We start from the raw sequence: 10,411 nt of genomic DNA, 5'->3' as shown, positions 1-10,411 counted from the left end.
GAGGCTCAAGAGGCTCAACGGTCTCACGCCCTACGAACACATCTGCAAGACATGGGCGCACGAACCAGATCGATTCCGATACGATCCCACCCACCTCACATCGGGACTGAACACCTAGGCATCAATGCGCCGCCTCGGCGCGGCCCGGGCGCAGCGACAGCCATTCCTTCATCAGCCGCCCGTTATCGGCCGGGAAGCGCTCCTCCAGTACGCGCGAGCTGGCGATGCGGTCGACGCGGAAGTGCCGGTAATCCCGGCGCAGCTCGCACCAGGCGCCGATCAGGGTCGCGTCGGTATAATAGGCCATGGCGATCGGCCAGATGGTGCGCTGGGACGTCGTCCCCTTCTCATCGGTATAGGCGATGCGCATCTTGTGGGTCTCGTGGATCGCGCTCCGCACTTCCGACAGGTCGACGCCCGGCGCCGGCCCCGGCTTGCCGCCGGCGACATAGACGGTGGGCGTCGCCAGATGCCGCCGCTGCAGGTCCGGCAGCACGATGGCGATCTTGGCCAGCACGCTCTCTGCCGCCTGCTGCAGCTTCGGATCGCGAATCCGCTTCAGCATCTGCGCCCCGAGCACGATGGCGTCCACCTCCTCGGTGGTGAACATCAGGGGCGGCAGGTCGAAGCCGTTGCGCAGCATATAACCGATGCCGGCCGCGCCCTCGATCGGCACCCGGCGCGCCTGCAAGGTCGCGACGTCGCGGTAGACGGTGCGGACATTGACCTCGAGCTCCTCGGCCAGGGCGGCCGCTGTGACCGGTTTCACTGCGGTCCGCAGGATCTGAATGATATCGAATAGCCTGTCGGCTCGGCGCATCGGAGGATTCCTCCCACAACGGAAACACTCCTGACAAAACGCTGTCAGTATAGCCGTCCTAGTTTTGTTCTCGTCAACGCCCGGCCGAATCCCTCGGCCGATTCATTGGCGGCGTTGGGCGACGGAGATGAGCCATGCGGACACGTTTCGAGCGGATCGGTTACCGGCTCCCCGCGGCTGCCCCGACCACGTTGGGCCAGCGTCTGCGGGATGATTTCAAGGCGCTCGGCACCCTGATGCTCACCTGGCAGCAACGCGCCCGCGAGCGCCACCACCTGGCAGCGCTCAGCGAGCACATGCGGCGTGATCTCGGCCTCGACGAGGCCGACATCTATCGCGAGAGCCGGAAGCCGTTCTGGCGGTCGTGACGATGTCAGGGGCCCGTCGCGTCCTGCGCCAGGCCCGGCACCAGCGGCACGAAACGCACGCCGATCAGTTCCTCGCGCTGGATACCGTCGCCGGTCCGGCGAAGGCGGACCAGGCTCTGGTCGCCGGCGCTATGGCCGACCGGGGCGACCAGCACGCCTTCGGGCCCGAGCTGGTCGATAAGTGCCTGCGGGATTTCGGTGCCGGCGGCGGTCACCATGATGCGGTCGAACGGCGCCTGCTCCGGCCAGCCCTTCATGCCGTCGCCGATCCGAGTCGTGATGTTAGAGAGGCCGAGCTCGGCGAAGCGCCGCTCGGCCTCCTGCACCAAGGTGCGGTAGCGGTCGATCGTGTAGACCCGGCGGCAGAGCTGGGCCAGCACCGCCGCCTGGTAGCCGGAGCCGGTGCCGATCTCCAGCACCTTCATGCGCCGGCCGACCTGCAGCGCCTGGGTCATGTAGGCGACGATATAAGGCTGGCTGATGGTCTGGCCCTGGGCGATCGGCAGCGCGATGTTCTCGAAGGCGCGCTCGCGGAAGGCCTCCGGCACGAACCGGTCGCGCGGCACCTTCTCGATCGCGGACAGCACGTCGGTATCGGTGATGCCCTGGCCGCGCAGCTCCATGATGAGCTGGATGACCTCCGGGCCGGCCGTCACGCGAAGGTATCCTTCAGCCGGCGCAGGCCCGGCCCGTGCGTGAGGTCGAGATGCAGCGGCGTCACCGAGACATAGCCCGCCTGCACGGCCCCGACATCGGTGGCGAGCGGCGGCTTGCCTGTCTGGCGCTTGAAGCCGATCCAGTAATACGGAACGTTCCGCGCATCGATCCGGTGCTCGATATTGAGGTCGAACAGGTTGCGGCGTCCCTGGCGGACCACCTTCACGCCCTTGACCGAGCCGTGCAGCACGTCGGGGAAGTTGACATTCATCAGCGTGTCCTCCGGCCAGTCGGCCTTGAGCAGCTTCTGAACGACCTTCGGCCCGTGATGCTCGGCCGTGGCCCATTTCACCGGGTGCGGCGCCGTGAAGGACTGACTCAGCGCGATCGAGCGGGTGCGAAGCAGCGTCCCTTCCATCGCCGCCGCGATGGTGCCGGAATAGGTCGTGTCCTCGCCCAGATTGGCGCCACGATTGACGCCGGACAAGACCAGATCGGGCTTCTTGCCCTTGACCAGCACGGTCACCGCCATCATCACGCAATCGGTCGGCGTGCCGCGCACGGCGAACTTGCGCCGGTTGATCTGGCGCACCCGGATCGGCAGCGTCAGGGTCAGCGAATGCGAGGCGCCGGACTGCTCGGTATCCGGCGCCACCACCCAGACGTCATCCGACAGCGATTTGGCGATCTTCTCCAGCGTCTTCAGGCCGGGCGCGTGGATGCCGTCGTCATTGGTGACCAGGATGCGCATTGCCCGCCTTACCCGACTTCGATTCGTTGCTGGCCGGCCATGTAGGGCCGCAAGGCCTCCGGGACGACCACGCTGCCATCCGCCTCCTGGTAGTTCTCCAGCACGGCGATCAAGGTTCGGCCGACCGCCAGGCCGGAGCCGTTCAGCGTGTGGACGAAGCGGTTGCCCTTGCCGTCCTTGCTGCGCACGCGCGCCTTCATGCGCCGCGCCTGAAAGTCGCCGCAATTGGAGCAGCTCGAGATCTCGCGATAAGCCTTCTGGCCCGGCAGCCAGACCTCGATGTCGTAGGTCTTCTGGCTGGCGAAGCCCATATCGCCGGTGCACAGCACCATCACGCGATACGGCAGGCCGAGCCGCTTCAGGACCTCCTCGGCGGCGCCGACCATGCGCTCGTGCTCGGCCGCCGATTGCTCCGGCGCGGTGATGCTGACCAGCTCCACCTTGGCGAACTGGTGCTGGCGGATCATGCCGCGGGTGTCGCGCCCCGCCGCGCCGGCTTCCGATCGGAAACACGGCGTCAGCGCGGTGAAGCGGAGCGGCAGAACGCCCTCGTCCAGGATCTGCTCGCGCACCAGATTGGTCAGCGACACTTCGGCGGTGGGGATCAGCCAGAAGTCGTTGGTGGTGCGGAACAGGTCGTCGGCGAATTTCGGCAGCTGGCCGACGCCGAACACCGCCTCGTCGCGCACCAGCAGCGGCGGCGAGACTTCCTGATAGCCGAACTGGCTCGTGTGCAGGTCCAGCATGAAATTGCCGATGGCGCGCTCGAGCCGGGCGAGCTCACGCCGCAGCACCACGAAGCGCGCTCCGGAGAGCCGCGCCGCCGCCTCGAAATCCATCGCGCCCAGCGCCTCGCCGACGGCGACATGGTCGCGCGGCTCGAATTCGAAATTGCGCGGCGCCAGATGGCGGCGCAGCTCGACATTGCCCGTCTCGTCGGCGCCCTGCGGCACATCGGCGGCCGGCACATTGGGCAGCGTCGCGAGCAGCGCCTCCAACTCGTCGCCGGCGGCGCGCTCGGCCGCCTCGGCCTCGGCGATGCGGTCCTTCAGCTCGGCGACCTCGGCCATCAAGGCCGAGGCGTCGCCGCCCTTCGACTTCGCCTTGCCGATCTCCTTCGAGGCCTCGTTGCGGCGCGCCTGGCGCTCCTGGAATTCGGTCTGGTGCCGCCGGCGGCGCTGATCGAGATCGACGATCGCCTGCGCCACCGGCGCGGCGCCGCGCGCGCTGAGCGCGGAATCCAGCGCCGCCGGGTTGTCGCGAATCCACCTGATGTCCAGCATGGGAAGAACGTTCGAGAAAGTGGCTCGGGGCTTATAGGGGCCGTTCGGTGCCGGGTAAAGCCAGGCCCGGCCTCGGCGGTTCAGGCGGCGCCGCTCTCCGCCGCCTCGGCCGCTTCCGCCTCGGCCCGCCGTTTCTCCACCAGGCGGGCCGACCAGATCGACACCTCGTAGAGCAGCACCATGGGCACCGCGAGGGAGATCTGGCTGATCGGGTCGGGCGGCGTCAGAACCGCCGCGGCGACGAACACGCCCACGATCGCGTATTTGCGTTTGGCCGCGAGCCCCGCGCTGGAGGCGATACCGACCCGGGCCAGCAGGGTCAGCAGCACCGGCAGCTGGAACGCCACTCCGAAAGCCAGGATCAGCGCCATGATCAGCGACAGGTATTCGCTGACCCGCGTCTCGGCGACGATCGGCAGCACCCCCTCGCCGCCCGGCGTCTGGAACGACAGGAAAAACTGCAGCGCCAGCGGCATGACGATGAAATAGACCAGCGCCGCACCGGCCGCGAACAGGATCGGCGTCGCCAGCAGGAAGGGCAGGAAGGCCTTGCGCTCGTTCCGGTACAGGCCCGGCGCCACGAACATCCAGATCTGCGAGGCGATGATCGGGAAGGCGAGCAGGAAAGCGGCCCAGAACGACACCTTCACATAGGTGAAGAAGGCCTCCTGCGGTGCCGTAATGATCATCCGGCAATCGTGGCAGACGCGATAGAGCGGCCAGTGCAGGTACTGGTAGATCTTGTCGGAGAAGGCGTAGCAGACGCCGAACGCCACGATCAGCGCGATGATCGCGTACATCAGCCGGTTGCGCAGCTCGACCAGGTGCTCGAGCAACGGCATCCGGCTCTGCTCGATTCGGGTCTCGTCGTCGTCGGGCGCGGTCATGCCTTCTGCTCTTGCGGCCGCGGACCTTCGATCGCCGGCGTCTCGATCGCCGGCGCATCGGTGGCCGGCGCAGGGTCGATGCCCGGTGCCGGCTCGTTGCCGATCAGCTGATTCGGATCGGCCGCCTGCCCCGCCTCCTGCACGGTCCTCCGCAGATCGCCGCCCGGATCGATCGTGTTGGCGATCTCCTCCTTCATATCGAATCCGGTGACCTTCTCGGCCTGCTTCTTCAGGTCGTCGAGCTCGGACTGGCGGGCCAGCTCATCCATGTGGCCCTGGAATTCGCGCGCGAGGGCGCGCGCCTTGCCGGTCCATTCGCCGACCTGGCGCAGCAATCGGGGCAGATCCTTCGGCCCGATGACGACGAGCGCCACCACCGCGACGACGGCCATTTCGGACCAACCGATATCGAACATGGCTCAGATCCCGGCCGGCTTCCGCGAGCCGGCTGCCGGTCAGCTCGAAACCTTGTCGGCGACCGGCTTGTGCTCGCTGCCGGCGCCGTTCTGGGCATTGATGTGGCCGGCCGGCGGCGGAGGATCGTTCTTCGCCTGCTCGGGATCCTGCATGCCCTTCTTGAAGTTCTTGATGCCTTGCGCGAGGTCGGTCGCGACGCGCGGCAGCTTGCCAGCCCCGAACACGATCACCACGACCACCAGCACGATCAGCCAGTGCCAAATGCTAAAGCCGCCCATGGACAGGCACCCTCGTTTAAACCCGGGTTCTAGAGATGCCCGCAGTATGTCGAAAAGGCATCAGGGGCGCAAATGAACTGCCCCGGCCGGAAACACGAAAGTGTCAGCCGGATTGATGCGCACCGAGACCGAGGTGCCCGGCGCAAAGGACCGGTGCCGTGGCAACCGGGCCAGCCAGGGGGCGGCCAGGCCCGGCAGGCTGAGCCGCAACAGCGTGGCCGGCCCGAGCGGCCGGCTTTCCAGCACCAGGGCACTGATCCCGCTCGCCTTTGCGTCCACCGCAATGCCTTCCGGGCGCACCAGCACCTCGACCGGCGTGTCCGGCTCGATCCCCGGCGGCAGGGCGACCATGCCCCAGGGCGTCGGCACGCCCCCGGCCGCCGCGCGGCCTGTAAAGGCGTTGGTCTCGCCGAAGAAGCGGGCGACGAAGGGGCTGACCGGACGGTCGTACAGGTCCTCGGCCGAGCCGATCTGGATCAGGCGGCCCTCCTGCATGACCGCGATGCGGTCGCCGACCCGCATGGCCTCCTCCGGGTCGTGCGTCACCATCAGGGTGCCGGTGCCGGCCTCGGCCAGCAGGCTCAAGGTGGTGTCGCGCACATGGTCGCGCAGCCGGACGTCGAGGCCGGAGAACGGCTCGTCCATCAGCATCAGCTTCGGGCCCGGCGCCAGCGCGCGGGCCAGCGCCACGCGCTGCTGCTCGCCGCCCGACAGCATGTGCGGATAGGCATCGGCGAAGGCGCCGAGGCCGATCCGCTCCAGCATGGCAACCGCGCGGCCGCGCCGCTCGGGCGCTGCGCCGTGCAGGCCGAAGGCGACGTTCTCGGCGACCGAGAGATGCGGGAACAAGGCGAAGTCCTGGAATACCAAGCCCACGCCGCGCTTCTCCGGCGCCAGGCTGAACCTGGCATCGGCCACCGCTTCGCCATGGATGGCGATACGGCCTGCCTGAACGGATTCGAGCCCGGCGACGAGACGCAACGTGGTCGTCTTGCCGCAACCGGAGGGGCCGAGCAGGCAGACGATCTCGCCCGCCGCCACCGCGAGCGACACCTCGCGCACCACCGGCCGCCCTTCGAAGGCATGGCTCAGTTCCTCGACCGAGAGGGCGACGGACATGGACATGCGGATCAGCGGCGGGCGGCGAGCAGCGCGGCGCGCAGGCGGTGCGGCAGCACCGGCACCTTGTCGATCCTGACGCCGGCGGCATGCCGGATGGCGCCCAGGATCGCCGGCGCTGTCGGCACCAGGCCGGGCTCGCCGACCCCCTTGGCGCCGAATGGGCCGAGCGGCTCGGCATCCTCGATCAGCAGCACCTCGATCGGCGGCACGTCGCCGACCGTCGGGATCAGATAGTCGTGCAGGTTCTCGGTCCGGCCGGGGATGTATTCCTCCATCAGGGCGAGGCCGAGGCCCTGGGCGATGCCGCCCTCGATCTGCCCCTCCACCTGCTGCGGGTTGATGGCACGGCCGACATCGTGGGCGGCGACGATGCGGAGCGGATGCACGGTGCCGAGCTCGATATCGACATCGAGCACGGCGATCTGCGCGGCGAAGGCATAGGTCGCATAGGGCACGCCCTGGCCGTTCCCGTCGAGCGGCGTGGTCGGCGGATCGAAGCGCCCTTCGCCCACCAGCGCGTCGCCGTCGCGGCCTTCGGCGAGCGATGGCAGATCGAGCTCGCGCAGGATGCCGCCCTCCTCCACGCCGAGCCGGCCGTCCTTCAGATAGAGCCGCGCCGCCGAGCCGACATTGGCGCGCCGCAGGATCTGCCGGCGCAGGTCGAGCGCGGCGAGTTCCACCGCCTTGCCGGAGACGAAGGTCTGCCGCGAGGCCGAGGTCTTGCCGGCATCGGCGGTGCGGTCGGTGTCGCCCATCACCATGCGGAAGGCCGCCATCGGCAGGCCGAGCGTATCGGCGGCGATCTGCGTCAGGATGGTGCTGGAGCCCTGCCCGATATCGACCGCGCCGTTGTAGAAGGTCAGCGTGCCGTCGGCGCCGAGCCCGATCCGCATGACGGACGGGTTCGACATCGATGTGTTGCCGATGCCGTACCACATGCAGCCGATGCCGACACCGCGACGTCGCGGTCCCGCCGCCGTCGTGTTGAACGCGGCCGCCTCGTCCAGCGCATCCAGCCAGCGCGGATGGATGGCATTGAGGCAGGAGGTCAGCCCCGCGCTCGCTTCGAGCAGCTGGCCGGAGGCGGTGCGGTCGCCGATGCGGAGCGCGTTGCGTCGGCGGATCTCCAGGCGGTCGAGGCCGAGCCGCTCCGCCAGGTCGTCCATCATCGCCTCATGGGCGATCGCCGCCTGCGGCACGCCGAAGCCGCGGAAGGCGCCGGCCGGCGGCTCGTTGGTGAGCAGCGCCCGGCTGTCGGCGCGCACATTGGGCACGCGGTACGGGCCCATCGCATGCACCGGCACGCGGTTGGCGACTGTCGGTCCCCAGCTCGCATAGGCGCCGGTGTTGAAATCGGCATCGATCTCCGCCGCCAGCAAATGGCCGTCGCGGTCGGCGGCGAAACGGGTCCGGATCCGCGCCGGATGCCGCTTGGTGCTCGCGGCCATGCTCTCCGGCCGGGTGTAGACGCAGGCGACGGGGCGATCGGTCAGCCAGGCGGCCAGCGCGATCAGCGGCTGCACCGACAGATCCAGCTTGCCCCCGAAGCCGCCGCCGCAGGCGGTCGGCACGATGCGCACCTGGTCCGGCCGCAAGCGCAGCACGGAGGCGGTCTCCTCGCGGTCCATGCCCGGCGATTGCGTGGTGACGTAGACCTCCACGCGGTCGCCGACGCGCCGGGCCCAGCCTGCCTCGGGCTCGATATAGGCGTGCTCGACGAAGCCGGTTTCGGTCCAGCCCTCAGCCACCGCAGCGGCGCCGGCCATCGCACCGGCAACGTCGCCGCATTGCAGATGGCCGGCGATCAGCAGATTGCCGGGTCGGTCGGCCTGGACCAGCGGCGCGCCCTCGGCAGCGGCAGCCGCCGTGCCGATGACCGGCGTCTCCGGCACATATTCGATCGGTACCGCGCTGTCGGGAATGGCCTCGACCGTGCGGCGCTCGCCGACCAGCGCCACCACGGCCTCGCCGCGATAGCGCACCTGGCCGTCGGCCAGGACCGGCTGATCCTTGATCTCCGGATAGATGCCGAAGCCGTTCATCGGCACGTCGGCTGCCGTCAGCACCCGGACCAGACCAGGATATGTGCGCAGCAGCGCGTCAAACGATCCGAGACGCAAGGTCGCCCGCGCATGCGGCGAGCGCACGACGCGCAGCCACAGCGCCTCGGCCGGTATGCCGTCGGCGCCGTATCTCTCCTCCCCGGTCACCTTGGCGATGGCATCGACCCGCGGCGCGGCGGCGCCGACCGCGTGGCCGGTCGCCGGGGGTTGCGGCAAGCCGACCTCGCCGCAGGCGGCGCGCACCGCCTCGACGATCTTGCGATAGCCGGTGCAGCGGCACAGCACGCCGCCGATCGCATCCATGATCTCGGCATCGGTCGGATCGTCGCGCACGGCCAGCAGGTCGGTCGCCGCCATCAGCATGCCGGGGGTGCAGATGCCGCATTGCGCCGCGCCATGGCTGATGAAGGCGCGCTGCACCCGGCTCATCGTGCCATGGCCGATCAGGCCCTCGACGCTGACCACCACCTTGCCGGCGGCCTGCGCCACCGGCGTCAGGCAGGCGCAGGCCTGGCGGCCGTCGATCAGCACGGTGCAGGCGCCGCAATCGCCGGCATTGCAGCCGATCTTCACGCCGGTGAAGCCGAACTCGTCGCGCATGACATCGGCAAGCCGGGCGACACCGGCAGCGTGGCTGGTCACGATCTTGCCGTTCAGCATGAAGCGATGGCCGGGCGCCGCGCTCATGCCGCCGCCGCCATTTCGTCCAGGCCACGCTTCACCAGCGTCAGCGCCGCGTCGTGCCGGTAATTGGCGGAGCCGCGTATGTCGTCGATCGGTGCGAGCGGCGCGAGATGATCCGCTTCGACCACATCGCCCAGCCCGGGCTTCAGCGGATTGCCCAGCAGAGCGGCTTCGAGGGCCGGCAGCCGTTGCGGCACGGCCGAACAGGCGCCGATGGCGATGCCGGCCGCGGCGATCCTGCCCGCATCGTCGACATCGAGGCGCAACGCGACCGAGACGACGGAGATGACCAGGTAGCGGCGGGCGCCCAGCTTGACGAAATGGCTGCGCGAGCCTTCGCCGCGGCGCGGCACCCGGATCGCCACCACCAGCTCGTCCCCGCCGCGCGCCGTTTGCCGGTTGCCGCGCAGGAACTCGCCGAGCGGCAGGATGCGCGCGCCGCGCTGCGAACGCAGCTCCACGCTCGCCTCCAGCGCCAGCAAGGCCGGCACGCCGTCCGCGGCCGGCGAGGCGTTGCAGATATTGCCGGCCACCGTGCCCGCGTTCTGGATCTGCACGCCGCCGACCTCGCGCGCCGCCCGCTTCACGCCGGCGAAGAGCGGCGGCAGCTCCGCCTCGATCACATCGGTCCAGGTGGTGGCGGCGCCGATGCGCCAGTGGTCCGCCTCGGCCGCGATGCCGCGCAGGCCGGCGATGCCGGTGACGTCGAGCACGTCCTCCTCGATCGCGCGGCCGACGCGCGCCGGATAGAAATCGGTGCCGCCGGCCAGCACGACGAGCGGGCGCTCGGCCATGGCGTCGAGCGCGGCTTCCAGTGCTGTCGGTCGAAGATAGAATCCCACGCGCCGGGCCCGGCAAATTTCACGCCATCCGGCGGGAAAATGGCGGGATCGCAGCGTCGCCGTCAACCAACGGACGCTGGTCTCCTGCCGCTACCAGCTCGGAATGGCCGAATCAGAACGGAATGTCGTCGTCGAGATCGCCGCCGCCGCCGCCCCCTCCACCGCGCGACGCGCCGCCGCCCGACCGGGCCGGCCCGCGCGACGCCGAGCCGCCGCCCGGCTCGCCCATGTCCGGCGCA

General features: G+C 69.5%; 11 protein-coding genes and 1 pseudogene. 2 read left to right on the top strand and 10 right to left on the bottom strand.

The genetic code is table 11. The annotated features are described in order from the left end of the window. A pseudogene (locus tag DT074_RS26845) lies at positions 1 to 118 on the top strand (IS481 family transposase); the annotation flags it as partial. A 3-nt stretch (positions 119 to 121) separates the two neighbouring features. On the opposite strand, the gene DT074_RS26840 reads toward DT074_RS26845, so the two are convergent. Next, entirely contained in the window at positions 122 to 820 is a 699-nt protein-coding gene (locus DT074_RS26840; RefSeq protein WP_119422918.1) for a helix-turn-helix transcriptional regulator, read from the bottom strand. A gap of 134 nt (positions 821 to 954) precedes the next feature. On the opposite strand from DT074_RS26840, the gene DT074_RS26835 reads away from it, so the two are divergent. Then, positions 955 to 1,188 carry a DUF1127 domain-containing protein gene (locus DT074_RS26835; RefSeq protein ID WP_119422917.1) on the top strand — a complete coding sequence of 78 codons (234 nt, stop codon included), beginning with the start codon at positions 955 to 957 and terminating at the stop codon, positions 1,186 to 1,188. A 5-nt stretch (positions 1,189 to 1,193) separates the two neighbouring features. Here the strand turns inward: DT074_RS26835 and DT074_RS26830 are convergent, their stop codons facing one another. From DT074_RS26830 to DT074_RS26790, 9 genes are all read right to left on the bottom strand, one after another. Continuing rightward, the gene (locus DT074_RS26830; protein ID WP_368744939.1) at positions 1,194 to 1,844 is read right to left on the bottom strand and encodes a protein-L-isoaspartate(D-aspartate) O-methyltransferase; all 651 of its coding nucleotides are present in this window, start codon (positions 1,842 to 1,844) and stop codon (positions 1,194 to 1,196) included. Further along, positions 1,841 to 2,596 carry a 5'/3'-nucleotidase SurE gene (surE, locus tag DT074_RS26825; RefSeq protein ID WP_119422916.1) on the bottom strand — a complete coding sequence of 252 codons (756 nt, stop codon included), beginning with the start codon at positions 2,594 to 2,596 and terminating at the stop codon, positions 1,841 to 1,843. The genes DT074_RS26830 and surE overlap by 4 nt, the downstream gene beginning before the upstream one ends. An 8-nt stretch (positions 2,597 to 2,604) precedes the next feature. Further along, on the bottom strand, positions 2,605 to 3,879 hold the full coding sequence (gene serS, locus DT074_RS26820; RefSeq protein ID WP_119422915.1) for a serine--tRNA ligase: 1,275 nt from the start codon (positions 3,877 to 3,879) through the stop codon (positions 2,605 to 2,607). 80 nt (positions 3,880 to 3,959) lie between these two features. After that, complete coding sequence (gene tatC / locus DT074_RS26815) at positions 3,960 to 4,766, bottom strand: twin-arginine translocase subunit TatC (protein WP_119422914.1); 807 nt, start codon at positions 4,764 to 4,766, stop codon at positions 3,960 to 3,962. Continuing rightward, positions 4,763 to 5,182 carry a Sec-independent protein translocase protein TatB gene (tatB, locus tag DT074_RS26810; RefSeq protein ID WP_119422913.1) on the bottom strand — a complete coding sequence of 140 codons (420 nt, stop codon included), beginning with the start codon at positions 5,180 to 5,182 and terminating at the stop codon, positions 4,763 to 4,765. Before tatB ends, tatC begins: the two co-directional genes overlap by 4 nt. Before the next feature lie 39 nt (positions 5,183 to 5,221). Next, positions 5,222 to 5,461 (bottom strand): twin-arginine translocase TatA/TatE family subunit, encoded by a 240-nt coding sequence (locus tag DT074_RS26805; protein WP_119422912.1) that lies wholly within the window; start codon positions 5,459 to 5,461, stop codon positions 5,222 to 5,224. A gap of 60 nt (positions 5,462 to 5,521) precedes the next feature. After that, positions 5,522 to 6,580: an ABC transporter ATP-binding protein gene (locus tag DT074_RS26800; RefSeq protein WP_119422920.1), complete on the bottom strand. Its 1,059-nt coding sequence runs from the start codon at positions 6,578 to 6,580 to the stop codon at positions 5,522 to 5,524. An 11-nt stretch (positions 6,581 to 6,591) separates the two neighbouring features. After that, positions 6,592 to 9,333 carry a molybdopterin-dependent oxidoreductase gene (locus DT074_RS26795; RefSeq protein WP_368744938.1) on the bottom strand — a complete coding sequence of 914 codons (2,742 nt, stop codon included), beginning with the start codon at positions 9,331 to 9,333 and terminating at the stop codon, positions 6,592 to 6,594. After that, the gene (locus DT074_RS26790) at positions 9,330 to 10,172 is read right to left on the bottom strand and encodes an FAD binding domain-containing protein (protein WP_119422911.1); all 843 of its coding nucleotides are present in this window, start codon (positions 10,170 to 10,172) and stop codon (positions 9,330 to 9,332) included. The genes DT074_RS26795 and DT074_RS26790 overlap by 4 nt, the downstream gene beginning before the upstream one ends. Positions 10,173 to 10,411 lie beyond the last annotated feature (239 nt).

The sequence above is a fragment of the Desertibaculum subflavum genome (genome assembly GCA_003576705.1).
GTDB classification, from domain to species: Bacteria; Pseudomonadota; Alphaproteobacteria; order Ferrovibrionales; family Ferrovibrionaceae; genus Desertibaculum; species Desertibaculum subflavum.
The sequence above is the reverse complement of the archived record's forward strand: the minus strand, read 5'-3'. Positions and strand labels throughout refer to the sequence as shown.

Bases quoted from the DNA above. Each gene is read 5' to 3' on its own strand.
- serS (WP_119422915.1), bottom strand. From the start codon at position 3,879: ATGCTGGACATCAGGTGGATTCGCGACAACCCGGCGGCGCTGGATTCC.
- tatB (WP_119422913.1), bottom strand. From the start codon at position 5,182: ATGTTCGATATCGGTTGGTCCGAAATGGCCGTCGTCGCGGTGGTGGCG.
- DT074_RS26835 (WP_119422917.1), top strand. From the start codon at position 955: ATGCGGACACGTTTCGAGCGGATCGGTTACCGGCTCCCCGCGGCTGCC.
- DT074_RS26800 (WP_119422920.1), bottom strand. From the start codon at position 6,580: ATGTCCGTCGCCCTCTCGGTCGAGGAACTGAGCCATGCCTTCGAAGGG.
- tatC (WP_119422914.1), bottom strand. From the start codon at position 4,766: ATGACCGCGCCCGACGACGACGAGACCCGAATCGAGCAGAGCCGGATG.
- DT074_RS26840 (WP_119422918.1), bottom strand. From the start codon at position 820: ATGCGCCGAGCCGACAGGCTATTCGATATCATTCAGATCCTGCGGACC.
- DT074_RS26805 (WP_119422912.1), bottom strand. From the start codon at position 5,461: ATGGGCGGCTTTAGCATTTGGCACTGGCTGATCGTGCTGGTGGTCGTG.
- DT074_RS26795 (WP_368744938.1), bottom strand. From the start codon at position 9,333: ATGAGCGCGGCGCCCGGCCATCGCTTCATGCTGAACGGCAAGATCGTG.
- surE (WP_119422916.1), bottom strand. From the start codon at position 2,596: ATGCGCATCCTGGTCACCAATGACGACGGCATCCACGCGCCCGGCCTG.